The organism is Acidimicrobiia bacterium, assembly GCA_041394025.1.
GTDB lineage: Bacteria > Actinomycetota > Acidimicrobiia > IMCC26256 > JAOSJL01 > JAOSJL01.
Genome location: JAWKJA010000002.1, coordinates 1392102 through 1415399, shown reverse-complemented (window position 1 = coordinate 1415399; position 23298 = coordinate 1392102). Strand labels below are relative to the sequence as shown.

21 protein-coding genes are annotated in these 23298 nt (G+C 69.4%); 18 read left to right on the top strand and 3 right to left on the bottom strand.

Annotated elements, in window-relative coordinates; genetic code table 11:
* Nucleotides 1–41: 41 nt before the first annotated feature.
* From R3A49_06520 to R3A49_06480, 9 genes are all read left to right on the top strand, one after another.
* A complete protein-coding gene (locus R3A49_06520; GenBank protein MEZ5170383.1) occupies nucleotides 42–2546 on the top strand; it encodes a 6-pyruvoyl-tetrahydropterin synthase-related protein in 2505 nt (834 codons plus the stop codon).
* Nucleotides 2547–2611: 65 nt separating this feature from the next.
* On the top strand, nucleotides 2612–3979 hold the full coding sequence (manB, locus tag R3A49_06515; protein MEZ5170382.1) for a phosphomannomutase/phosphoglucomutase: 1368 nt from the start codon (nucleotides 2612–2614) through the stop codon (nucleotides 3977–3979).
* A 61-nt stretch (nucleotides 3980–4040) separates the two neighbouring features.
* Nucleotides 4041–4277 carry a Trm112 family protein gene (locus tag R3A49_06510; protein MEZ5170381.1) on the top strand — a complete coding sequence of 79 codons (237 nt, stop codon included), beginning with the start codon at nucleotides 4041–4043 and terminating at the stop codon, nucleotides 4275–4277.
* Between the two features lie 12 nt (nucleotides 4278–4289).
* Nucleotides 4290–5342: a bifunctional phosphoglucose/phosphomannose isomerase gene (locus R3A49_06505; protein ID MEZ5170380.1), complete on the top strand. Its 1053-nt coding sequence runs from the start codon at nucleotides 4290–4292 to the stop codon at nucleotides 5340–5342.
* 125 nt (nucleotides 5343–5467) lie between these two features.
* On the top strand, nucleotides 5468–6943 hold the full coding sequence (ahcY, locus tag R3A49_06500; protein ID MEZ5170379.1) for an adenosylhomocysteinase: 1476 nt from the start codon (nucleotides 5468–5470) through the stop codon (nucleotides 6941–6943).
* Between the two features lie 36 nt (nucleotides 6944–6979).
* A complete protein-coding gene (locus tag R3A49_06495; GenBank protein ID MEZ5170378.1) occupies nucleotides 6980–7639 on the top strand; it encodes a phosphoribosyltransferase family protein in 660 nt (219 codons plus the stop codon).
* Between the two features lie 114 nt (nucleotides 7640–7753).
* The gene (locus tag R3A49_06490; GenBank protein ID MEZ5170377.1) at nucleotides 7754–7945 is read left to right on the top strand and encodes a hypothetical protein; all 192 of its coding nucleotides are present in this window, start codon (nucleotides 7754–7756) and stop codon (nucleotides 7943–7945) included.
* Nucleotides 7946–8072: 127 nt separating this feature from the next.
* Nucleotides 8073–8729 (top strand): ribosome-associated translation inhibitor RaiA, encoded by a 657-nt coding sequence (raiA, locus tag R3A49_06485; protein ID MEZ5170376.1) that lies wholly within the window; start codon nucleotides 8073–8075, stop codon nucleotides 8727–8729.
* Nucleotides 8730–8736: 7 nt separating this feature from the next.
* Nucleotides 8737–9426 (top strand): response regulator transcription factor, encoded by a 690-nt coding sequence (locus R3A49_06480; GenBank protein MEZ5170375.1) that lies wholly within the window; start codon nucleotides 8737–8739, stop codon nucleotides 9424–9426.
* A gap of 44 nt (nucleotides 9427–9470) precedes the next feature.
* Here the strand turns inward: R3A49_06480 and R3A49_06475 are convergent, their stop codons facing one another.
* The gene (locus R3A49_06475; protein MEZ5170374.1) at nucleotides 9471–11045 is read right to left on the bottom strand and encodes a DUF2079 domain-containing protein; all 1575 of its coding nucleotides are present in this window, start codon (nucleotides 11043–11045) and stop codon (nucleotides 9471–9473) included.
* Here R3A49_06475 and secA point away from each other — a divergent pair.
* From secA to R3A49_06450, 5 genes are all read left to right on the top strand, one after another.
* Nucleotides 11044–13818 carry a preprotein translocase subunit SecA gene (gene secA, locus R3A49_06470; protein ID MEZ5170373.1) on the top strand — a complete coding sequence of 925 codons (2775 nt, stop codon included), beginning with the start codon at nucleotides 11044–11046 and terminating at the stop codon, nucleotides 13816–13818. The genes R3A49_06475 and secA overlap by 2 nt on opposite strands.
* 2 nt (nucleotides 13819–13820) lie before the next feature.
* The gene (gene prfB, locus R3A49_06465; GenBank protein ID MEZ5170372.1) at nucleotides 13821–14939 is read left to right on the top strand and encodes a peptide chain release factor 2; all 1119 of its coding nucleotides are present in this window, start codon (nucleotides 13821–13823) and stop codon (nucleotides 14937–14939) included.
* 282 nt (nucleotides 14940–15221) lie between these two features.
* A complete protein-coding gene (gene ftsE, locus R3A49_06460; GenBank protein MEZ5170371.1) occupies nucleotides 15222–15908 on the top strand; it encodes a cell division ATP-binding protein FtsE in 687 nt (228 codons plus the stop codon).
* 9 nt (nucleotides 15909–15917) lie between these two features.
* Nucleotides 15918–16805 (top strand): permease-like cell division protein FtsX, encoded by an 888-nt coding sequence (gene ftsX / locus R3A49_06455; protein ID MEZ5170370.1) that lies wholly within the window; start codon nucleotides 15918–15920, stop codon nucleotides 16803–16805.
* Nucleotides 16806–17012: 207 nt separating this feature from the next.
* Nucleotides 17013–18281 carry a peptidoglycan DD-metalloendopeptidase family protein gene (locus tag R3A49_06450; protein MEZ5170369.1) on the top strand — a complete coding sequence of 423 codons (1269 nt, stop codon included), beginning with the start codon at nucleotides 17013–17015 and terminating at the stop codon, nucleotides 18279–18281.
* Nucleotides 18282–18296: 15 nt separating this feature from the next.
* Here R3A49_06450 and R3A49_06445 read toward each other — a convergent pair whose 3' ends face one another.
* The gene (locus tag R3A49_06445; GenBank protein MEZ5170368.1) at nucleotides 18297–18932 is read right to left on the bottom strand and encodes a peroxiredoxin; all 636 of its coding nucleotides are present in this window, start codon (nucleotides 18930–18932) and stop codon (nucleotides 18297–18299) included.
* Nucleotides 18933–19098: 166 nt separating this feature from the next.
* On the opposite strand from R3A49_06445, the gene R3A49_06440 reads away from it, so the two are divergent.
* Nucleotides 19099–19848, top strand: coding sequence for an SOS response-associated peptidase (locus tag R3A49_06440; protein MEZ5170367.1), 750 nt, complete (start codon nucleotides 19099–19101; stop codon nucleotides 19846–19848).
* 40 nt (nucleotides 19849–19888) lie between these two features.
* Here the strand turns inward: R3A49_06440 and R3A49_06435 are convergent, their stop codons facing one another.
* Nucleotides 19889–20506, bottom strand: a complete 618-nt coding sequence (locus R3A49_06435) for a TetR family transcriptional regulator (GenBank protein ID MEZ5170366.1) — start codon at nucleotides 20504–20506, stop codon at nucleotides 19889–19891.
* 143 nt (nucleotides 20507–20649) lie between these two features.
* Between R3A49_06435 and R3A49_06430 the strand changes: the two genes are divergently transcribed.
* The 3 genes from R3A49_06430 to R3A49_06420 are packed head-to-tail and all read left to right on the top strand — an operon-like array spanning nucleotide 20650 to nucleotide 23277.
* The gene (locus tag R3A49_06430) at nucleotides 20650–21600 is read left to right on the top strand and encodes an LLM class F420-dependent oxidoreductase (protein ID MEZ5170365.1); all 951 of its coding nucleotides are present in this window, start codon (nucleotides 20650–20652) and stop codon (nucleotides 21598–21600) included.
* A gap of 55 nt (nucleotides 21601–21655) precedes the next feature.
* Nucleotides 21656–22807 (top strand): 4Fe-4S dicluster domain-containing protein, encoded by a 1152-nt coding sequence (locus R3A49_06425; protein MEZ5170364.1) that lies wholly within the window; start codon nucleotides 21656–21658, stop codon nucleotides 22805–22807.
* Nucleotides 22804–23277: a cyclic nucleotide-binding domain-containing protein gene (locus tag R3A49_06420; GenBank protein ID MEZ5170363.1), complete on the top strand. Its 474-nt coding sequence runs from the start codon at nucleotides 22804–22806 to the stop codon at nucleotides 23275–23277. Before R3A49_06425 ends, R3A49_06420 begins: the two co-directional genes overlap by 4 nt.
* Nucleotides 23278–23298: the final 21 nt, after the last annotated feature.

Genomic DNA, 23298 nt, shown 5'->3' with positions numbered 1-23298 from the left:
CCCGCCCCGGCCGGGCGCGTCCCCCCTGGCATCCTGTCGGGATGCAGCCAGCCGGGGCCGCGCCCGGGCCCCCTCCGACGCCCGAGGTGATTCCCAACGCCGCGGCGCGTCATCGTCGCCTCATCGAACTCGCAGTGGGCATCGGCGTCGTCGCCGCGTGCTGTGCGTTCGTGTTCCTCGAGCTCCAGCCATCCCTGCTGTTCCGGGACACGACGGCGAACGGGGGCGACACCGGGGCGCACGTCTGGTGGCCCGCCTTCTTCGGCGACCACATCCTGGGGACCCTGAGGCTGTCCGGCTGGTCGCAGGACTACTACGCCGGCTTTCCCGTCGGGCACTTCTACTTCCCCCTGCCGGCGTTCCTGATCCGGGTCGGCGACCTCGTCCTGCCCTACAACGTGTCCTTCAAGCTCGTGGCGGCGGCGGGTCCCGTGCTCCTCCCCGCCGGCGCCTACGTGTTCGCCCGGGGCATCCGGGTGCGCTGGCCCGCGCCGCCGTTGTTCGCGGCCGCCTCGGTGCTCTTCCTGTTCGACCTGAAGTACCAGAACTGGGGTGGCAACCTCACGAGCACCCTCCAGGGGGAGTTCTCCTTCTCGCTCGGGCTGGCGCTCGGGCTGTTCTTCCTGGGGGTCTTCGCACGGGCGTTGCGCACGGGACGGGGCCGGGCCCTGGCCGCCGTGCTCTTCGCCGCCACGATCATGTGCCACATCATCGTGGCGGGCTTCGTCGTGGGTGCCGCCGTGATGGTGTGGCTGGGCTTCCACCCGGTGAGGACCCTCGTTCGTGCCGCCACGATCGGCGTGATCGGCCTCACCCTCACCGCGGTGTGGGCGCTGCCGCTCGTGGCCCGTCTCGGCTACACGACCGACATGGGCTGGCAGAAGCTCACGAACTACGTCGACGTCCTTTTCCCGACGGAGATCCTCTGGGTCGTCGGGCTCGCCGTGGTGGGCGCGGTCTCGGGCGTGGTCGGCCGCCGCCGGCCCGCCATCGTGGTGTGTGCGCTCACCGTGGCGTTCGGGCTGCTGGTCCGCCTCATGCCCGAGGGCCGGGTCTGGAACGGGCGTCTCGTGCCCTTCTACTACCTGATGCTGTTCCTCCTCGCGGCGCTCGGAGCCGCCGACTGCGCCCGGTGGGTCGGCCGGCTGTCGGTGTGGGCGTGGGCGCGTGCGGAGCGGCCTCTCGGTGTCGATGACGCTTCGGGCGCCGACGCCGGGCCGGAGACGGGCGGCGACGATGCGGGATGGGAGCGGTCGGAGCCCACGCGGTCGGAGCCCACGTGGTCGGCGACGGCGGACGGCACGGTGGCCGCGCCCGTGAGGGAGCCCGGAGAGGGTGCCCAGCCGGCGTTCGTCGTCGCGACCGTCGTGGCGGTGGCGGCGAGCCTGGCGGCACTCGCCTTCTCGCACGCCGACCGATCGTTCCTCGACGACTGGGCACGGTGGAACAACACGGGATTCGAGGGCCGCGATGCGGCTCCCGAGTTCTTCGAGGTCATGGACACGATGGGAGCCCTGCCGGAGGGCCGCGCCGTGTGGGAGCGCGCCGACGGCCTGAACAACTACGGGACCGACCTGGCCCTGGAGCTCCTCCCGTACTTCACCGACGGCCGCATCGCCTCGATGGAGGGCCTCTACTTCGAGTCGTCGGCAACCACGCCGTTCCACTTCCTCATGACCGCCAAGCTCGCGAGTGAGCCCTCCAACCCGGTGCGGTTCCCCGACGACTCCGAGGTCGTGTACGGGCCCAACGCCGGGAACGGCTCACCGGAGACGTTCGACCACGGCGTCCGTCAGCTCCAGGCGCTCGGTGTCCGGTACCTCATGCTCACCTCCGACGAGGCGATCGAGCGCGCCGACGCGCACGAGTCCCTGAGTCTCGTGGCGGAGGTCGACGACCGCGACGGCGTGGAGCCGGACGGGTGGCGCATCTACCAGGTCGCCGACGCGTCGCTGGTGTCGGGTCTGGCGTACGAGCCCGTCGTGCTCGAGGGTGTCGGACCAGGTGACTGGCTGGAGCCCGCCGCCCTCTGGTGGGAGGACCCGACGGCCCTCGAGCGCCCGCTGGCCTCCGGCGGGCCCCCGGGATGGGTGCGTGCCGCTCCCGACGAGGCGGTGACCGAGGCCTTCCGGGCGCTGCCGCCCGTGGAGGTCTCCGACATCGAGGAGAGTGACGACTCCGTGAGCTTCTCGGTCGACGAGACCGGCGTCCCGGTCGTCGTGCGGACGTCGTACTTCCCCGGATGGAGTGCGAGCGGCGCCGACGGGCCGTGGCGGCTCACGCCGAACCTCATGGTGGTCGTCCCCACCGAACACGACGTGACGCTGAGCTACGGGCCGACCGGGCTCGACCGGGTCGCCCTCGGAATCAGCCTCCTGGGGCTCATCGGCCTCGTGGCGCTCATCACCGCGGAAGGTCGACGTCGTCGGCGGGGAACGGTGGAGCAGACAGGTGAGGTGGCGACCTCGCCGCCGGTGGAACCCGACGGTCAGGCCGGGGGAGACGGGACCGCGGCGCACGAGCAGGTCACACGGGTGCATCCGTAGCGGCCGGCCCGGCGCCCGACCGGAGGGAGGGCCGACCGGACCCCGGCACTACCATGTGCGCCCGCATGAACCCGCCCGACGACCTCGACGCGTTCTTCAAGGCCTACGACATCCGGGGCACGTACCCCGACCAGATCGACGACGACCTCGCACGCCGCGTCGGCAACGCCTTCGTGGCCTTCCTCGGAGCAGGCGCCATCGCCGTCGGCCACGACATGCGCCCGTCGTCGGAGCCCCTCACGGAAGCCTTCATCGACGGTGCGACGCTGGCAGGCGCCGACGTCACCAACATCGGGCTCGCCTCGACCGACATGGTCTACTTCGCCGCCGGGCTCCTCGACGTCCCCGCCGTCCAGTTCACGGCCAGCCACAACCCGGCGCAGTACAACGGGATGAAGCTGTGCCGGGCGGGTGCGGCCCCCATCGGCCGGGACACGGGCCTGGCCGAGATCAAGGCGAGGGTCGCCGACGGCCTCGTGGAGCGGGCGCCCACGTCGGGCACGGTCACGGAGCGCCCGCTGCTCGACGAGTTCGCCGCGCACGTCCACGGTTTCATCGACGTCGGCTCTCTCTCCCCGATGACGATCGTGGCCGATGCCGCCAACGGCATGGGCGGCCTCGTGGCCCCGAGGGTCTTCGAGGATCTCCCCGTGGAGCTCACGATGCTCTACCCCGAGCTCGACGGCACCTTCCCCAACCACCCGGCCGACCCGATCAACCCCGAGAACCTCGTCGACCTGCAACGGGAGGTCCGGGAGCGTTCGGCCGACGTCGGCCTGGCCTTCGACGGCGACGCCGACCGCGTGTTCCTCGTCGACGACACGGGCGAGCCACTCTCGGGCTCTCTCACGACGTCGATCGTCGCGGCAGGGGTCCTCGACCGCATCGCGGCGGACGGGTCTCCTCCGGAACCTCCCGTCGTGCTGCACAACCTGATCTGCTCGAAGGCCGTCCCCGAGGTGATCCGTGAGCACGGCGGCGAGCCCGTCCGCACGCGCGTCGGGCACTCGTTCATCAAGGCCGTGATGGCCGACACCGGCGCCGTGTTCGGCGGCGAGCACTCGGGCCACTACTACTTCGCCGACAACTGGAGGGCCGACTCCGGCATCATCGCCACGATGGTCGTCCTCGAGCAGCTGTCGAGGGCGGGTGTGCCGCTGTCGGAGCTCCGCAGGCCGTTCGAGCGGTACGCCGACTCCGGCGAGATCAACAGTGAGGTGCCTGACCCGGCGGCGGTGATCGAGCGCGTCGAGGCCGAGTTCCCCGACGCCGAGGCCGACCACCTCGACGGGCTCACCCTCGATTTCGGCGACTGGTGGTTCAACCTCCGCCCGTCCAACACCGAGCCGCTCCTGCGCCTGAACCTCGAGGCCCCGACCCGTGAGGAGTGCTCGAAGCGGACCGACGAGGTCCTCGCCGTCATCCGGGCGTAGTCCCGCCCCGACCGTTTCCCGACAACCCGAATCCCGTCCGCACGATCCGAAAGGGACGAACATGGCGCTCGACAAGCGGCTGCTGGAGATCCTGGCCTGCCCCGAGGACAAGGGACCTCTCCTCTACTTCGAGGCCGACGACTTCCTCTACAACCCGCGCCTCCGACGCAGGTACCTGATCCGTGACGGCATCCCGGTGATGCTCGTCGACGAGGCAGAGCCGGTCGATGACGCGGAGCACGAGGCGCTGGTGGAGCGCGCCGAGGCCGAGGGAATCGCTCCCACCTTCGACGTCTGACCGGAGGACACCGTGGCCAGTCTCGACACCCTCGACTTCGCGGACGCCGTCCACGGGCTCCCCGAACAGGTCGCCGCGGCCCACAAGGCCGCAGGGTCGATCCCGGCCGACAGGTTCCCGGCGGCAGACGACGTCGACTCGATCGTCGTCTGCGGGATGGGCGGGTCGGGCATCTCGGGCGATGTCCTGGCGTCGGTCGGCAGGCGCGCGCTTCCCGTGCCGGTGACCGTCGTGAAGGACTACGACGCGCCGGCGTTCCTCGGTTCGCGCACGCTCGTCTTCGCGCAGTCCTACTCGGGTGACACCGAGGAGACCCTCACGACGACCCACGCCGCCCTCGATGCCGGTGCCACGGTCGTGGCCGTCACGAGTGGAGGAGCCCTGGGAGCGCTCGCACGGGAGCACGACCTCCTGCACTTCGACTGCCCCGCGGGCCTCCAACCCCGTGCTGCTCTCGGCGCGCTGGTCGTCCCGCTCTTCGTGACCGCCAAGCGCGCCGGCCTGCTCCCCGACGCGCACGCCTGGCTGCTCGAGGCGGAGAAGGCCCTCGCGGCCCGACGCGATTCCTGCGCAACCGGCGTCACAGGCGACGCCAACCCGGCTCGGGCGCTGGCCCGGCAGATCGGCCGTACCGTCCCGTTGGTCTACGGGGGTGGCCCGCTCGGGGGTGTTGCGGCGATGCGCTGGAAGTGCGACGTGAACGAGAACGCCAAGGCCCCGGCCGTGTGGAACGTGTACCCCGAGCTCGACCACAACGAGATCTGTGGCTGGGGCCAGCACGGCGACGTCACCCGGCAGGTGTTCACGCTGGTGACGCTGCGCCACGATTTCGAGGGTGAGCGCGTGCCCGAGCGGATCGCGGCGACGACCGGGCTCATCGACGAGGCGCTCGCCGCCACCCTGGAGGTGCGCGCGCACGGGGAGGGCCCCCTCGCCCAGCTGCTCGACCTCATGTACGTCGGCGACTGGACCAGCCTCTACCTCGCCTACGACAACGAGGTCGACCCCGGCCCGATCGACGCCATCCAGCAGCTGAAGAAGGAGCTGGCGGGCGAGGACCTGTAAACTGGTCCGGTCGGGCCGTTTCGGCTGTCACCCGGTGATCCGGGCCGACTCCCAGCACACGAACCGGGTTCTCTGTGCGCGGCACGCCGGCCGGCCCAGCGGACACCGCCCGACCAGGGAGCACCATGACAACCACCGCATCATCGGAGACCGCGACCCGCGACGCCGCGTCCGACTTCAAGGTCGCCGACCTCTCCGAGGCGGCGTTCGGCCGCCGGGAGATCACGCTCGCCGAGCACGAGATGCCCGGGCTCATGGCGCTGCGTGACGAGTTCGGCGCGAAGCAGCCGCTCGCCGGGGCCCGCATCACCGGCTCGCTGCACATGACGGTCCAGACAGCCGTTCTCATCGAGACGCTCCTCGACCTCGGTGCGGAAGTCCGGTGGGCGTCGTGCAACATCTTCTCGACCCAGGACCACGCCGCTGCCGCGGTCGTCGTGGGTCGCGACGGAACGATGGACGCGCCTTCCGGCCCCGCCGTGTTCGCATGGAAGGGCGAGACGCTCGAGGAGTACTGGTGGTGCACGCTGCAGGCACTCACCTGGCCGGGTGACTCGAGCCCCAACATGATCCTCGACGACGGTGGTGACGCAACCCTGCTCGTGCACAAGGGCGTCGAGTTCGAGAAGGAAGGCGCCGTTCCGGCCCCTGACACCGCCGACTCCGAGGAGTTCCGCTACGTGCTCGAGCTCCTCGGCCGCGTCCACGGGTCAGACGACCGCCACTGGCACCGCCTCGCCGGCGAGATCCGCGGCGTCACCGAGGAAACCACCACGGGCGTCCACAGGCTCTACCAGATGAAGGAGGCCGGCACGCTGCTGTTCCCGGCCATCAACGTCAACGACTCCGTCACGAAGTCGAAGTTCGACAACCTCTACGGGTGCCGGCACTCGCTCGTCGACGGGATCTCCCGGGCCACCGACGTCATGATCGGCGGGAAGACCGCCGTCGTGTGCGGTTACGGCGACGTCGGCAAGGGCTGCGCGCAGTCACTGCGCGGTCAGGGCGCACGCGTCGTCGTCACCGAGATCGACCCCATCAACGCACTCCAGGCGGTCATGGAGGGCTACGAGGTCGCCACCCTCGATGACGTCGTCGCGGAGGCCGACATCTTCATCACGAGCACGGGCAACAAGGACGTCATCACCGCCGACCACATGGCCGCCATGAAGCACAACGCGATCGTCGGCAACATCGGCCATTTCGACAACGAGATCGACATGGCGGGGCTGAAGCACGTGCCCGGCGTCGAGCGCACGGAGGTCAAGCCGCAGGTCGACCAGTGGACCTTCGCCGACGGCCACGCCGTGATCATTCTGGCGGAGGGCCGCCTCCTGAACCTCGGATGCGCCACCGGCCACCCGAGCTTCGTGATGTCGAACAGCTTCTCGAACCAGGTGCTGGCGCAGCTCGAGTTGTACGGCCACGACGACTTCTACGAGAACCGGGTCTACACCCTTCCGAAGCACCTCGACGAGAAGGTCGCCCGGCTCCACCTCGACAAGCTGGGCGTCCGTCTCACGCGCCTCACCGAGGAGCAGTCCGACTACCTCGGCATCCCCGTCGACGGCCCCTACAAGCCCGAGCACTACCGCTATTGAAGGTAGGTGTCGGAGGGCGCCGGTAGCGTCCGGCGGGTGCTCCGGTCGCTCACGTCCCTCCTGCTCCCACTGCCGTGTGTCGGATGCGGCGCCGAGGCCTCCGACGGCCTGTGCGGCCCGTGCACCGACCGTCTGGCGGCGGCGGTCCCGTCGCCGCCACCTCCCGGCGTCGCGGCGTGGTACGCAGCGCACTCCTACGCGGGTGCCTGGCGCGCCGCGGTGGTGGCTGCCAAGTCGCGTCGGTCGCGCGCGGTCCTGGCGGTGCTGGCCGACCATCTGGTGGCCGCAGTCGGGCCCGACGAGCTCACCGATGTCGTCACCTGGCCACCCACGACGCGTGATCGGCGGCGTCGCCGGGGCTTCGACCAGGCCGAGGTCCTCGCGCGTGCCGTCGCACGATCGCTGCGTCGTCCGGCGGCACGTCTCCTCACACGTGACCCGCACTCGTCCGCCCAGCAGGGCCGTGGGCGCGCCGAACGCGCGGTGGGCCCGACGTTCGCCTGTACCCGCGACATCCGCGGCTTGAGCGCGCTCGTCGTCGACGACGTGGCGACCACCGGTGCCACCCTCTCGGCCGCCGCGCGCGCATTGCGGGCCGCCGGCGCGCGCCGGGTCGTGGCCGCGACGGCCGCCCGGACGGCGCCACCGTGTGCCGGTCCCGGCGGGAGCGACAGCGATGGATACCACGGAGAGTGAAAAAACCCTTCAGATCGGCCACGCAACGTCCGATTCTCCGGCTGACACGCCCGAGGTGCTCGGGTGCCGGCGCAGAGGGCCGGCCACGGTGGACGGCGGCGAAAGGACACATCGATGGCGGCCATGACCGGTGTGCGGGCCCTCGGGCCCCCGCTGTCGGCCCCGTCGGGACCGCCCCCGCCCTCGTCGGTGCGCCCCGACGTCGTACGGGCCGTGCGCGCCCGGGTCGGGACCGGTGCGTACCGACCCCGTGCCGACGAGGTGGCGGAACGCCTCGTCGACCTCCTCCGCGCCACCGGGGCGTGACCTCGGGGGCCGGCGTCGCGGGCGCTGCCTATACTCGCCCCATGCTCCGCGGTCGGCGACCCCCGTGCCCCGTCGGTCGGCCCGGCAGCGCCGACGTGCCTCCCCTCTGCGGCCCGGTGCGCTGAGCGTGGAGATCGTCGTCCGGCACAAGCACGGACGCGTTCCCGCGAAGTTGCGGGGTCTCGCCGACGAGAAAGCCGGGCGTGTCACCCGCTTCCTTCGCGACATCACCCGTATCGACGTCGAGTTCGAACAGGAGCGGAACCCGAGCGTCTCCGACAGGGAAGTCTGCGAGATCCTCGTGCACGTCACGGGAACCCTGTTGAAGGCGCGTGCGTGCGCCGCCTCCTACGAGGCCGCACTCGACGTCGCGGTCGACAAGGTGGAGCACCAGGCGCGCAAGCTCCACGAACGCCGGGTCCAGAGATCCCACCCCCGCCGATCGCCGCGTGGGCCGACCAACGCCCCCGATCCCGGCCCCGACGCCGCTGCCGGCGACAGTCGGCAGGCCGTGGTCACCGCCACGCTGGCCGGCGCTGTCCCCGGTGGGGTGGCGGCCGCCGGGCCGGCGTCGCACACGACATCCGCCGCGAGCACCGGAGCAGAACGGGAGATCGTCCGCGTGAGGCAGGACGCGATGAAACCGATGAGCCCCCGCGAGGCGGCGATGCAGATGGACCTGCTCGGCCACGACTTCCTCCTGTTCACGAGCTCGGAGCACGGCCGTGCGGCGGTGATCTACCGCCGTCGCGACGGTGACCTGGGGCTGATCGAGGCCGGCTGAGCACGTCATGGACGAACAGCCCGAGGTCGAGACCGGCGAGCCGCTTCGCGTCCTCATCGTGGACGACCACGCGCTGTTCCGCCGCGGCCTCGAGCTGGTCCTCTCCCAGGAGGACGACATCGACGTCGTCGGTGAGGCAACCGACGGTGACGCCGCCGTGGAATCGGCCGAGTCGTTGGGCCCCGACGTGATCCTCATGGATGTCCGCATGCCCGGAACGTCCGGGATCGACGCGGCACGCAAGATCCGTGAGCAACACCCTGCCACGAAGATCCTGATGCTGACGGTCTCCGACGACGAGCGCGATCTCTTCGACTCCGTCCTCGCCGGCGCCGACGGGTACCTGCTCAAGGAGGTGTCGATCGAGGATGTCGCCGACGCGGTCCGGGCGGTCGCCCGTGGGCACGGCCTCGTGTCGCCGTCGCTCACGCCGAAGCTGCTGTCGGAGTTCAACGCCGTGGCGCGACGCGCGGAGGACCGACGACTCGCACACACGCCGCGGCTGACCGCACGCGAGGTCGAGGTGCTCAAGCTCGTGGCCAAGGGCGAGAGCAACCGCGAGATAGCCGAGCACCTCTACATCGCGGAGAACACCGTCAAGAACCACATCCGCAACATTCTCGAGAAGCTGGGCCTCCACTCGCGCATGGAGGCCGTCGTCTACGCCCTGCGCGAGAAGCTCCTCGAGATCGAGTGACGAACACGCGACCGTTCGCGGCGCGACTCACCCGGAACCGAGTCTCACCCGGAGCCGACGCGCCGGAGCACGACGATGTCGTCGTCTTCGAAGACCACACCGAACTCCCCGGACTCCTCGATCCGCACCATCGTGGCGGCGTCGTCCTCGCCGAGGAGCCGACGGTTGACGACCAGCCAGTTGACGACCGACGGGTCGGGGAGCCCCTCGCCCGACACGCCGAAGTTCCGTTCGCGGAACGGGTTCGGGAACTCGTAGATGCTCTCGCGGTGCGTGAGGTGCGGGACGAGGTCGTAGGTGGCGCTCACCGAAGCACCGTCGGGTACCACGTCCAGCGCCTCGAGCCGCGCTGCGCGCTGCGCGTCGTCGGCACTCGGCCAGTACCCGTCGTCGTAGCGGAACCCGACCGGCGAGGGGCCCCACGCCACCGTGCCGAACACGGCGCACCCCAGGAGACCCGTCAGCACGAGTCGCCGCGACCATCGCCGGATGTCGCGACGCAGCAGCCAACTGACCCCCTCGACCATTCCGAGAGTGAGCGCGGCGAGGGGGAGCGCGGCGTAGTGGAAGGTGATCGACCGGGTGAAGTCGTTGACCGACAGCAGGTTCACGAGGAGCTGTGGAAGGCCGATCAGGAGGACGCCGGGCGCCAGGAGGGGTAGGAGGCCGAAGGGGGCGAGCATCATCCACACGTACTCCCGCGCACCGGGCGCGCCGAGACGTTGGGTGACGAGCGACGGGTCGCGTGCGGCATTGCCCGCGATCTCGAGCGGCGATCTCCCGAGGTCGCCGAAGAACTGGTTGTAGAACGCCTGGTCGCCGTTGACAGCGGGCAGCAGCACCTGTGACACGAAGAGGAACCACACGAGGGCCGCACCGAAGGTGACGATCCCGATCTGGCGGTCACCGCGCTCGCGGGTGCCGCGCGCGGCGACGATGAGCCCGAGGACCGCCACGGCGAGCGCCACGTCCTCCTTCCAGATCACCGCCAGTGTCGCCCACACGGTGAACCACGCCCAGTTCCGCCGGACCGAGGCGTAGTAGGCGCACAGGAGAGGGGTGAGGGCGATGCTCTCGGGATGGAACGTCTCCCACGCCAGGAACTGCAACGCGGGATGCAGGAGGAACACGACCCCGAGCAGCACCGCGGGCCACTCCCGCCCGAGGCGGTACCGGGCCAGCAGGTACACGGGTACGGCACCGAGCGCCATCACCACGACCTGCAGAAGGTTCAGGAAATGCGGGCCGGCGCCCAGGCGGTAGAACGGTGCGAGCAGCACGAGGCCGAGGTTGGCGTGGTGGCCGAACACGTCGAGGCCCCGCACGGTGATGAACTGCGAGTCGAGGTGCGCCAGCAGCCACGTCGACTGGTCGAAGATCCCGAGGTCGAAGCCGAAGGTGCCGAACCGGTCGTGGCGCTGCCAGACGAGCACACCGAAGACCACGGCCCACAGCACGATCGCCGCCCCGAGGACGAGACGCGGCACCGACACGTCGGCGCGGATCCACGGGACGACGCGCCGCCCACCGGCCGGCGGTCGGTCGGAGCCGTCGGGGGAACCGGGCGTGTCGGGCGGATCGGGGTCGGCGCCGATCGCCGGTAGACTCGTCGTTCCCATGGGTGTATTCAACAAGCTTCTACGCGTCGGCGAGGGCCGCAAGCTCAAGGCCGTCCAGAGGGTCGTCCCCCTCGTCAACGAGCTCGAGCCGGAGATGGAGGCCCGCACCGACGCCGAGCTCCGGGCTCTCACCGACGACTACCGGGGGCGGTTCGCCGCCCTGGGTGACGACCCCGACGACGCGGAGGTCGACGACCTCCTCGACGAGCTCCTGCCCGAGTCGTTCGCGCTCGTCCGTGAGGCGGCGCGTCGCGTCCTCGGACAGCGTCACTACGACGTCCAGCTCATGGGTGGAGCAGCCCTCCACTTCGGTTGGGTGGCGGAGATGAAGACCGGTGAGGGCAAGACGCTCGTGTCCACGCTCCCGGTGTATCTCAACGCGTTGGCCGGTCGGGGCGTGCACGTCGTCACCGTCAACGACTACCTCGCCACGCGCGACGCCCAGTGGATGGGGCGGATCTACGACTTCCTGGGACTCTCGGTCGGCGTGGTCGTCCCCGGCGGCGATGGGCCCGATGAGAAGCGAGCGGCCTACAACGCCGACATCACCTACGGAACCAACAACGAGTTCGGCTTCGACTACCTGCGCGACAACATGGCGCCCAGCAGGGCGAACCAGGTACAGCGGGGCCACCGGTTCGCCATCGTCGACGAGGTCGACTCCATCCTCGTCGACGAGGCCCGAACGCCGCTGATCATCTCCGGGCGTGCGGAGAAGAACTACGAGATCTACGTCCAGTTCGCCAAGATCGTTCGTACGCTGAAGAAGGACCGCGACTTCGAGCTCGACGAGGCGAAGCGCACGGTCGTACCCACCGAGGAGGGCATCGGCCGGGTCGAGGAGGCACTCGGCACCGAGAACCTCTACGACCACTTCAACCAGAACTACGTCCACCAGCTCCAGGCCGCGCTCAAGGCCCGCGAGCTCTTCAAGCGCGACAAGGACTACATCGTCGCCGACGGGGAGGTGAAGATCGTCGACGAGTTCACGGGCCGCATCCTCGAGGGAAGGAGGTGGAGCGAAGGCATCCACCAGGCCGTCGAGGCCAAGGAGGGTGTGCGGATCAAGGACGAGAACCAGACGCTCGCCACCGTCACGCTCCAGAACTACTTCCGCCTCTACGAGAAGCTGTCGGGAATGACCGGAACCGCCAGCACCGAGGCCGGCGAGTTCGCCCACACCTACGAGCTCGAGGTGGTGTCGATCCCGACACACCGGCCACTGGCGCGTATCGACGAGCCGGATCTCATCTACCAGACCGAGGCCGCCAAGTGGGAGGCCCTCGCCGACGACATCGCCGAGCGCTACCACGCCGGTCAACCCGTCCTCGTCGGAACGATCTCCGTGGAGAAGTCGGAGCATCTCGGGACGCTCCTCGACAAGCGTGGGATCGACGCCGAGGTCCTCAACGCCAAGCAGCACTTTCGGGAGGCCGTGATCGTGGCGCAGGCCGGCCAGCCGCACGCCGTCACGGTCGCCACGAACATGGCGGGCCGTGGTGTCGACATCCTCCTGGGCGGGAATCCCGAGATGCTCGCCGAAGAGGAGCTGAAGCGTGAGGACACCACCCGGGAGGAGAGCCCGAAGCGCTACGAGGAGCTCGTGGCCACAGCCACCGAGCAGTGCAGGGCCGACGGCGACGAGGTCCGGGAGCTGGGTGGTCTCTACGTGATCGGCACCGAGCGGCACGAGAGCCGGCGGATCGACAACCAGCTGCGCGGCCGCTCCGGGCGTCAGGGCGACCCGGGTGAGAGCCGTTTCTACCTCTCCCTGGAGGACGATCTGCTGCGGCTGTTCGCCACGGGTGCCATGGAGTGGGTCATGGGGAAGGGCTTCCCCGAGGACGTCCCCCTCGAGTCGAGGATGGTGTCGAAGGCCATCGAGCGCGCGCAGCACACGGTGGAGGACCGCAACTTCGAGACCCGCAAGAACGTCCTCGAGTACGACGAGGTGATGAACGAGCAGCGCAAGGTCATCTACCGCCGACGCCAGCAGATCCTCGACGGCGGCGATCTACGCGATGCCTCCATGGCGGCCATCGAGTCGGCCATCGAGCGTGCCGTCACCACGTTCTGCTCCGAGGAGCTCCCCGAGGACTGGGACCTCGAGGAGCTGCACACACAGATTCGCACGGCGTTCCCCACCACGATCGAGCTCGACGCGCTCGGGCAGATGGAGTCGGCTGTCGAGGTGGAGGAGGCTCTCCTCGACGACGCCGTCACGCTCTACGAGGAGAAGGAGGAACTGGTCGGCGCGGAGAAGCTCCGTGAGATCGAGCGTCGCGTGATGCTCTCGGTCATCGATCAGCACTGGCGCGACCACCTCTACGAGATGGATTACCTGAAGGGTGGTATCAACCTCCGTGCAATGGGCCAGCGCGACCCGTTGTCGGAGTGGCAGCGCGAGGGCTTCGACATGTTCGAGGCGATGCTCGCGGGCATCGAGGACGACTTCGTGCGCTACGTCTTCCACCTCAAGGTCGTCACGCCCGAGCAGCAGCAGGCGCCGGAGTCGGGGCTCACCTACACCGCGCCCCAGGGTGCGGTGCAGGGCTCGAAGGCGCTCCGTGCGGCCGCAGGGCCGGCGTCGTCGTCGACCTCGTCGTCGACCTCGTCGTCGACGACCACGGGAACGGCGCTCGCCGACGCGCCCCGGGCCAACCCCACCGACAACGCACCCAACATGCCCGTCACCGTCGACAAGACCCCGGGGCGCAACGAGCCCTGCCACTGCGGCAGCGGCCGCAAGTACAAGCACTGCCACGGCCGCTGAGCATGCACGACTTCTCGGCCGATCTGGCCGAGCTCCGCGGACGCGTCGCGGACGCGTCCGGATACCTCGGGATCGACACCGCCCGCGCGCGCCTCGAGGAGCTCGAGGCGGAAGCAAGCCGTCCCGACCTCTGGGACGACCAGGACGTGGCCCGCAGGGTCACCACGGAGCTGTCGGCCGTTCGCGACGACGTCGAGCTCGTCGACGGGTTGGGTGCGCAGATCGCAGATCTCGAAACCCTCTACGAGCTCGCGGTCGAGGAGAACGACGACTCGGTGGAGGCCGAGATCGCCGACGGGGTCTCCTCACTCGCGACCGAGCTCGACCGCCTCGAGCTCCGTGCGCTGTTCAGCGGAGAGCACGACGAGGCCGACGCCATCTGCGAGGTACATTCGGGCGCGGGCGGTACCGACGCACAGGACTGGGCCGAGATGATGCTGCGCATGTACACCCGGTGGGCGGAGCGGCGCGGGTTCAGCGTGGAGATCGACTCGGTGCAGGAGGGGGAGGAGGCGGGAATCTCGTCGGCCACGTTCACCGTCCGCGGACGCCACGCCTACGGCCTGCTCTCGGGTGAACGCGGCGTGCACCGGCTCGTCCGTATCTCGCCGTTCGACTCCCAGTCCCGTCGTCACACGGCGTTCGCCTCGTTCGACGCCGTTCCCGCCCTCGACGAGGCCGAGGTCCCCGCGATCGACCCGTCGGATCTGCGCATCGACACCTACCGCTCGTCGGGCGCCGGCGGTCAACACGTCAACGTGACCGACTCGGCGGTCCGCATCACGCACCTGCCCACCGGGGTCGTTGTCTCGTGCCAGAACGAGCGCTCCCAGATCCAGAACAAGGCGCGTGCCATGGCGATCCTCGGTGCCCGCCTCGCCGAGCGCGCCCGCGAGGAGCGCGAGGCGGAGATCGAGAAGCTCTCGGGCGAGAAGAAGGATGTGGCGTGGGGGAGCCAGCTCCGCTCGTACGTGCTCGCGCCCTACCAGCTCGCCAAGGACGAGCGGAAGGTCGACGACGAGCCGATCCACGAGACCGGGAACGTCCTGGCCGTTCTCGACGGAGACCTCGACGCCTTCATCGAGGCCGGCCTCCAGTTCCGGAAGCGAGGCGAGGGTTAGCGCTGCAGGTATCCTGCAGCGCCCGAGACGAGCAACGGGAAGGCGAGGCGAGGGTTAGCGCTGCAGGTATCCTGCAGCGCCCGAGACGAGCAACGGGAAGAAGCGAGGCGAGGGTTAGCGCTGCAGGTATCCTGCAGCGCCCGAGACGAGCAACGGCAACAGGTGTCCTGCGCTGCCCGAGCAGGGAAACCTGAAGCCTGAGAGAAGCCTGAACGCCACGCGTCGGGGGCTTTGCGACCGTCCCCGGATTTCGGGGGTGCCGTAGTACCCTCGTCCGGACCGATGATCACTTTCGAGAACGTCACCAAGGTCTACAAGGGCGACGTTGTCGCACTGCGCGACATCTCCGTCGAGGTCGCCAAGGGCGAGTTCGTCTTCCTGGTCGGTCCGTCCGGTTCGGGGAAGTCCACCTTCCTGCGCCTGCTCCTGCGCGAGGAGCAGCCCACTGACGGCCAGATCATCGTGGCGGGGCGCGAGATCGACAAGCTGTCGCGTTGGAAGGTTCCGCACCTGCGTCGCAACATCGGCTGCGTCTTCCAGGACTACAAGCTGCTCGACTCGAAGACCGTCTACGAGAACGTCGCCTTCGCCCTCGAGGTGATCGGCCGGCCCAAGAACGTCGTCGAGTCGCAGGTCCCGCAGATCCTCGACCTCGTCGGTCTCAAGACCAAGGCCGGGAACTTCCCCAACGAGCTGTCGGGTGGCGAGCAGCAACGCGTGTCGATCGCGCGGGCCTTCGTGAACCGCCCGCTCATCCTGCTCGCCGACGAGCCGACCGGAAACCTCGACCCGGCCACGACGGTCGGCATCATGCGCCTGCTCGACCGCATCAACAAGACCGGAACCACTGTCGTGATGGCCACACACGACCAGCGGATCGTCGACGCCATGCGTCGCCGGGTCATCGAGCTCGAGGCCGGCGAGATGGTGCGCGACCAGTCGCGCGGCGTCTACGGCGTGAGCGCGTAGGGAGCAACGATGGCTCTCCGAGCGGGCTACTTCTCACGCGAGACGCTGATCTCGCTGCGTCGCAACATCCTCATGACCCTGGCGGGGATCCTGACCGTGGCGGTGTCGCTGCTCCTCTTCGGCGTGATCCTCCTCGTTTCCCGCGCTGTCGACGCCGGTACCGACCGCTGGAAGGACGGTGTCGAGTTCGAGGTCTTCATGGAGGTGGAGGCCACCCAGAACCAGATCGACGACGTCGAGCTGGCCCTCGAGGAAGACCCCGAGGTGGCGCGGTTCACGTTCCTGACCCAGGACGACGCCTTCGAGGAGTTCAAGCGCCTCTTCCAGGACGACTCCCTCGCCGAGAACATCACTCCGGACGATCTCCCCACGTCGTTCCGCGTCGTCCCGGTCGAACCGGAGCTCACCGAAGACATCGCGGCACGATTCGAGAGCCGTCCCGGCGTCGATGTCGTCCGCACCGCCGGCGAGCAGGTGAAGAACGTCCTCGATGCAACGCGCATCCTTCGGTACGGCATCTACGTGCTGTCGGGTGCGCTGCTCCTGGCTTCGCTGTTCCTGATCGTCAACACGATCCGGCTGGCGACCTTCGCGCGGCGCCGTGAGATCGAGGTCATGAAGCTCGTGGGCGCCGGCAACTGGTTCGTACGCGTCCCGTTCCTGGCCGAGGGCCTCGTTCAGGGTGTGGTGGGCGCCGGCATCGGCTTCGGGGGCGTGTACCTGTTCCAGCGGCTGGTCTTCGGTGACTCGCCCAAGCAGCACCTGGGCAAGCTGCTGGAGAACTTCTACGCTTCATCGGCCGACGCCGTGCAGATCGGCCTGCTCTGCCTCGTCATCGGGGCCGTGATCGGCATCTGCGGTTCGTGGCTCGGCCTGCGCAAGTACCTGAACGTCTAGGACCCGACAGGAGCACGGCCCGGGCCGCCACGGTCCGTGGCCTTGATGACAGAAGAACTCCCGGACGGTGGCACTGCGACCGCTTCCGGATAGCGGCGACGATGATGCGGCGACGACCGCTGCAGAGGTACAGATCGAGGGCCGTGCGGCCGATGACCTGTGTATGACCTGTTGCCAGTGTGACTGATGTTCCCTACGATGAAACAGATGCGATTCCGCCCGGTGGCCCTCGTGGCTGCGTTCCTCCTGGTGACGCCTGTCGCCGCCGGAGCGGCGCGCCCCGCCCAGACGGCGCTCGACCCCACGCAGAACGACGCCCGGATCGGCGAGCTGCGCGCGGAGATCGGCGAGGCGGGCGTCGCCGAGACGGAGGCACTCGCCGAGCTCGACGCCGTGCAGGCACGTCGCGGCGAGGCGCAGGCGCGAGTCGCCGAGGCCCAGCAGCGCGTCGACGAGGCCACGTACCTGGTGCAGGCGGCGCAGGCGGCCTACGACGAGGTGGCGGCGCGCTTCTTCGCGCTCCAGGCCGATGTCGAGGAGACCGAGAGGGCCCTCGACCGGGCTGAGGAGGAGTTCGGCGACACGGTCGTCGACCTCTACCAGGGCGGCGGCGACGTCAGCGTGGTCGACCTCGTCGAGGACGCCGAGAACGTGCGGGAGCTGGCGGCCGGGACGCACTACCTGGAACAGGTCTCCGGCGACAGGCGTGAGGTCGTCGACGGGTACATCGACCAGCGCGACGCCCTCGAAGTCCTGTCGGCGGAGCTCGAGGTCCAGCGCGACGAGGCACTCGCCCGGCAGCAGGCCCTCGACGAGCGCCGTACCGAGCTCGACGCGCTCCGGGCCGAGCAGCAGGTCGCGCTCGACCAGGTCGCCGCCGAGGAGGCCGCCGAGGAAGAGGTCGTCGCCGGCATCCAGGCCCGCAAGGGCGAGTTCGAAGCCGAGCTCGCTGATCTCGAGGCCGAGTCCCAGGCCATCACCCAGCTCATCCTGGCGATGCAGCAGCCCGACCCCGTCCCTGCGCCGACCCCGACCGCCCCCGGCGGCACGGGTGGTGGCGGAGGGGGCTCCGGTGGCGGAGGTGCCGTCGGAACGGGCCAGTTCCTCCGACCGGTCCCCGGTCCCATCACGAGCTACTTCGGCACCCGCGTGCACCCGATCTCCGGGGTGGTCAAGATGCACACCGGCCTCGACTTCGGGAGCGGCTACGGTACGCCGATCGTCGCCGGCGGCACCGGCGTCGTGATCGCCGCCGGCTACCAGGGCGGCTACGGCAACACGGTCATCATCGACCACGGCGGCGGGATCGCCACGCTCTACGGGCACCAGTCGTCGCTCGCTGTGAGTGCCGGCCAGACGGTCAGCGCCGGTCAGGTCGTCGGCTACGTGGGATCCACCGGATACTCGACGGGAGCGCACCTCCACTGGGAGGTCCGCGTCAACGGCACCCCCGTCGACGCTCTCGGCTACCTCTGAACCAGCTTTGCTGACCTACTTGTCGGGCTGGGGGGTCACCCGGAGGTAGGGCTTGAGCGCCGTGAAGCCCTTCGGGAACTTCTCGGTCGCCTCCTCGTCCGAGAGCGCGGGGACCACGATCACGTCGTCGCCGTCGGTCCAGTTCACCGGTGTCGCGACCTGGTGGTCGGCCGTGAGTTGGAGCGAGTCGATGACCCGGAGGATCTCGTCGAAGTTGCGACCTGTCGACGCCGGGTAGGTGATCATCAGCTTGACCGACTTGTCGGGCCCGATGATGAATACCGAGCGGACGGTGAGCGTGTCGTCGGCGTTCGGATGGATCATCCCGTAGAGGTCCGACACGGTGCGGTCGGGATCGGCGATGAGCGGGAAGTTCAGGGCCGCGCCCTGCGTCTCCTCGATGTCGCCGACCCAGCCCTCGTGGGAGTCGAGCGGGTCGACGCTCAGGCCGAGGACCTTCACGTTGCGCTTGTCGAACTCGGGCTTGAGCTTGGCGACCGCACCGAGTTCCGTGGTGCACACGGGTGTGAAGTCCTTCGGGTGCGAGAACAGGACGCCCCAGCTGTCGCCGAGGTAGTCGTAGAGGTTGACCTCGCCGTCGGTCGTCTGTGCGGTGAAATCGGGGGCCTTGTCGCCCAACTGGATCGCCATCGTGGCCTTCTTTCTCCGGCGGGGTGGGTGCCGGGCGTCGTTGTATGCGGTGCTACCGACCGACCCTAGGCGGCCCCGGGGCAAAAGGTCGAGTGTCGGGTCAGGAATTGCCCGGGGCCGGAGTCCGCCCACCTCGCGCAACGGGGCCTCCCGTACGATGGCCGCCATGTGCGGACGGTTCGTGTCGGTGGCCTCGCCCGAGCTCCTCGTGGAGCGCTTCGGACTCGACGGGCTCGTCGACGGGACCGGGTCCGGTGACGGGTCGTCCCGCGACTCGGGGGGCCTACCCGACCTCGGTGCCCGCTACAACGTGGCCCCGCGGGCGCAGATCTACGCCGTGACCGGCGAAGAGGGAGCCCGCACGCTCGAGACGCTGCGGTGGGGGCTCGTGCCCTTCTGGGCGAAGGAGCTCAAGATCGGCGACCGGATGATCAACGCCCGGGCGGAGACCGTGGCCGAGAAACCTGCCTACCGCAACGCCTTCCGGAAGCACCGCTGCCTGATCCCCGTCACGGCCTTCTACGAGTGGGAGCGGGTCCCCGACAGGCCCAAGCAGCCGTGGCTGTTCAGCCCTGCCGACGGTGAGCCCCTCGCCTTCGCCGGATTGAGCGAGACGTGGCGCGACCCGGCCGACGACGACGCGGAGCCCGTGCGCTCGGCGGCGATCGTCACCACGACCGCCAACGACCTGATGGCACCGGTTCACGACCGCATGCCCGTGATCCTCCCCGAGAGCGCGTGGGGCGAGTGGCTCGACCCCGACAACCGCGACGCCGGGTCCCTTCAGGAGCTCCTGGTTCCGGCGAACAACGACGTGCTCGAGAAGTGGCCCGTGAGCACGCGGGTCAACAACGCCCGCAACCAGGGTGCCGATCTCGTGAAGAGGGTCATCCTCCCGGACGGTGACGGTTCCTGAGCGGGTCGCCGGCAGCCGCGCCGACGACGCGTCGGACCGGTCAGGGGGTCTGCGGAGCGACGGCGTTCCGGAAGAAGTCGATGAGGTGCTCGCGGCGGTCGGCCAGCATCTCGTCGGACATCGGGTCACCGTCGATGAGTCCCGTGATCAGGGCCGCGTCCGACATGTACGACAGGATCGCCCCGTACCCCGTGAGGAGGAGCTGGCGCGCGTCGTAGCGGACCAGCCGCCCTTCGTCCATCTCGTGGGTGAGGAACGCCGCGCCACGGTCGAAGAGCGGCCGGATGGCCGCACCGAGCTCCTGCTGGAGGATCGGGCCGCCGTCGATAGCCTCCCGCCGGGCGAGCACCACGAACTCCGGGTGCTCCTCGAAGAAGACGAAGGCGGCGCGCAGCACCCGCTCCACCTGCGGCCAGCCCTCACGCGGCACCTGCACGGCGTCCTCGACGAGCTCGAACCAGTCGGCGAACTCGTCGAGGAGGACAGCCCGGTACAGCGCCTCCTTCGAGGGGAAGTGGTGCAGGAGACTCGGCCGGCGGATCCCGACCTCGTCGGCGATCTCGTTGAGGCTCGTCCCGGCGTAGCCCTGATCGGCGAAGCGCCGCAGCGCCACAGAGAGGATGACGGCCTTCGTGTCGGTGCCGTCGGTCGTCTTCATGGCCGCAGGCTAGGCGGTGCCCGCCGGGATGGTGCGGTTGGTGGGCCCTGAGCCTGTCACCTGCACCATCCCGGGGGCGTCGGCGCGGTGGGCCACCGGAGCGGAGCACGTAGTGTGCCGACCGTCCGCACAAGGAGGGACGTATGGCCTACGCAGGTTTCCAGATCCCCAGCTTCACGTTCCCCGACACGCCGAGCGACCACCTGTTCGACCGCGTGGTGGAGTTGGCCGCCGCGGCGGAGGACGCCGGCTTCGACTCGGTCTGGGTCATGGACCACTTCATCCAGATCCCGGTCGTCGGCTCACCGACCGACCCGATCCTCGAGGCCTACACGACACTCGCCGCGCTCGCGGGCCGTACGAGCACCGTCGACCTCGGCGCGCTCGTGACCGGAGTCACCTACCGCAACTCGGCACTCCTGGCGAAGATGGTCACCAGCCTCGACGTGATCTCGTCGGGCCGTGCCGTTCTCGGGATCGGCGCCGCGTGGTTCGATGTGGAGCACGCCGCCTACGGCTACGAGTTCCCGGCGGTCGGTGAGCGCTTCGAGCGCCTCGAGGACGCTCTCGAGATCTGTACACGCATGTTCGGCGACGACTCACCCTCCTACGACGGCAGGCATCACAGCATCACCGACGCCTTCAACGTGCCGGGCCCGGTGCGCGAGGGCGGTCCCCCGATCCTCATCGGTGGTGGAGGTGAGAAGAAGACACTCCGGCTCGTGGCGCGCTTCGCCGATTACTGCAACCTCTTCGGGGACGTCGATGAGGTCCGGCACAAGCTCGACGTGCTCGATGCGCACTGCGCCGATGTCGGTCGGGACCCCTCGGAGGTGACCCGGACCCGTCTCGGGACGCTCGCGCTCGCCCCCACGCACGACCGGGCCGTGGCCGCCACCGCACCACTGCGTGACCAGTTCGGCGCGGAGTCCTTCGACGCCATGGTCGTCGCGGGCTCGCCGGAGACCGTCGCCGAACGACTCCAGGTGTTCAACGACGCAGGGCTCGACGGCCACATCGTGAACCTGATGCCGGGTACGGCCACACCCGACACGGTGGGCCTGGCGGGCGAGACGATGGCGCTCCTGCGGTGACCCGACAGCGTCGACGTCGGTCGACCTGCCCGGGTGGACGTGGCATGGTGGCGTCGTGGGCAGAGAGGACGTCCCCGGCCTCGTCATCGACGTCGACGGCCTCGATCATCTACTGCGCGTCCTGAAGGAGCGCGGGATGCGCGTGGTCGGGCCGACGGTGGTGGGCGAGGCGATCGTGTACGACGAGATCGACACCGTGCGTGACCTCCCCGCCGGGGTGACCGACGAGCAGGACGGTGGTCACTACCGCCTCCGCTCGCGTGACGACGGCGCCCTGTTCGGCTACGCCGTCGGGCCCCACTCGTGGAAGCGGTTTCTCTTCCCGCCCCGTACGGTCCTCTGGCGGGCGGAACGCAGCGACGGCGTCTTCCGCCTCATCGAAGAGCCCGACGCGGGCCATCGGTCCCACGCCTTCTTCGGGGTGCGGGCCTGCGAGCTGCACGCGATGGCGATTCAGGACAGGGTCTTCCTCGACTGTGATGAGCCCGACCGGACCTACCGGCGGGGTCGCGGGTCGGCGTTCCTCGTCGCCGTCAACTGCGGTACACCCGCCGGAACATGTTTCTGCACCTCCATGGACGCAGGCCCGCGGGTATCGGGCGGCGAGGACCTCGCGCTGACGGAGCTCCTCGACGGGGAACGCCACGAGTTCGTCATCGAAGCCGGATCGGATGCCGGACGCGACGTACTGAGCGAGCTGTCCGGCCGGACGGCGGAGCCGACCGACCACGATGCCGTCGATGCAGTCGTGGAGGCAGCGGCGTCGGTCATGGGTCGCACCCTCGACACCCATGGCATCAGGGAAGTCCTCGCCGACAACCTCGAGCACCCACGGTGGGACGACGTAGCGCAGCGGTGCCTCGCGTGCACCAACTGCACACTCGTGTGCCCAACCTGCTTCTGCAGCACCGTCGAGGACTCGACCGACGTCACCGGAACCGAGGCCACGCGGGAACGTCGGTGGGACTCATGCTTCACGATGGACTTCTCGTACGTCCACGGTGGCGCCGTACGTTCCACGACGAGATCGCGCTACCGCCAGTGGATGACGCACAAGCTGGGAACCTGGATCGACCAGTTCGGCTCATCCGGCTGCGTGGGCTGCGGACGGTGTATCACGTGGTGCCCGGTCGGAATCGACATCACCGAGGAGATGGCGGCCATTCGTGCCGCCCCGCTCTCCGACGCTCGGAGGTACTCGACGTGACGGTGCGCTTCATCGCCGATCTCATCGGTGAGGCCGGTGTCTTCGACGGCCTCGCGGCGGAGGATCTCGATCTTGTCGCGGGTTGCGCGAAGAACGTGCAGTTCCCGGCCGGTGGCCTGCTGCTGCAGGAAGGCGAGCACGCCGACACCTTCTACCTGATCAGGACCGGGCGGGTGGGCCTCGAGGTGCACGTTCCCGACGGGGGCGCGCTGATCATCGACACTCTCGGGCCGGGTGATGTCGTCGGCTGGTCATGGCTGTTTCCGCCGTACCGCTGGTCGTACGACGCCCGCGCGCTCGAAGACACCCGCACCGTGGCCTTCGACGGCGCGTGTCTGCGCGGGAAGTGCGACGACGATCCCCGACTCGGATACGCGCTCATGCAGCGCTTCTCGCGCGTGATGGTCAGTCGGCTCCAGGCCACCCGTCTCCAACTCCTCGACCTGTACGGCCGTCACCGTGGCACGTGATCGTGTATCACCCGCCGGACC

Bases quoted from the DNA above. Each gene is read 5' to 3' on its own strand.
- R3A49_06520 (MEZ5170383.1), top strand. From the start codon at position 42: ATGCAGCCAGCCGGGGCCGCGCCCGGGCCCCCTCCGACGCCCGAGGTG.
- manB (MEZ5170382.1), top strand. From the start codon at position 2,612: ATGAACCCGCCCGACGACCTCGACGCGTTCTTCAAGGCCTACGACATC.
- R3A49_06510 (MEZ5170381.1), top strand. From the start codon at position 4,041: ATGGCGCTCGACAAGCGGCTGCTGGAGATCCTGGCCTGCCCCGAGGAC.
- ahcY (MEZ5170379.1), top strand. From the start codon at position 5,468: ATGACAACCACCGCATCATCGGAGACCGCGACCCGCGACGCCGCGTCC.
- R3A49_06490 (MEZ5170377.1), top strand. From the start codon at position 7,754: ATGGCGGCCATGACCGGTGTGCGGGCCCTCGGGCCCCCGCTGTCGGCC.
- R3A49_06480 (MEZ5170375.1), top strand. From the start codon at position 8,737: ATGGACGAACAGCCCGAGGTCGAGACCGGCGAGCCGCTTCGCGTCCTC.
- secA (MEZ5170373.1), top strand. From the start codon at position 11,044: ATGGGTGTATTCAACAAGCTTCTACGCGTCGGCGAGGGCCGCAAGCTC.
- R3A49_06475 (MEZ5170374.1), bottom strand. From the start codon at position 11,045: ATGGGAACGACGAGTCTACCGGCGATCGGCGCCGACCCCGATCCGCCC.
- prfB (MEZ5170372.1), top strand. From the start codon at position 13,821: ATGCACGACTTCTCGGCCGATCTGGCCGAGCTCCGCGGACGCGTCGCG.
- ftsE (MEZ5170371.1), top strand. From the start codon at position 15,222: ATGATCACTTTCGAGAACGTCACCAAGGTCTACAAGGGCGACGTTGTC.
- ftsX (MEZ5170370.1), top strand. From the start codon at position 15,918: ATGGCTCTCCGAGCGGGCTACTTCTCACGCGAGACGCTGATCTCGCTG.
- R3A49_06450 (MEZ5170369.1), top strand. From the start codon at position 17,013: ATGCGATTCCGCCCGGTGGCCCTCGTGGCTGCGTTCCTCCTGGTGACG.
- R3A49_06445 (MEZ5170368.1), bottom strand. From the start codon at position 18,932: ATGGCGATCCAGTTGGGCGACAAGGCCCCCGATTTCACCGCACAGACG.
- R3A49_06440 (MEZ5170367.1), top strand. From the start codon at position 19,099: ATGTGCGGACGGTTCGTGTCGGTGGCCTCGCCCGAGCTCCTCGTGGAG.
- R3A49_06435 (MEZ5170366.1), bottom strand. From the start codon at position 20,506: ATGAAGACGACCGACGGCACCGACACGAAGGCCGTCATCCTCTCTGTG.
- R3A49_06430 (MEZ5170365.1), top strand. From the start codon at position 20,650: ATGGCCTACGCAGGTTTCCAGATCCCCAGCTTCACGTTCCCCGACACG.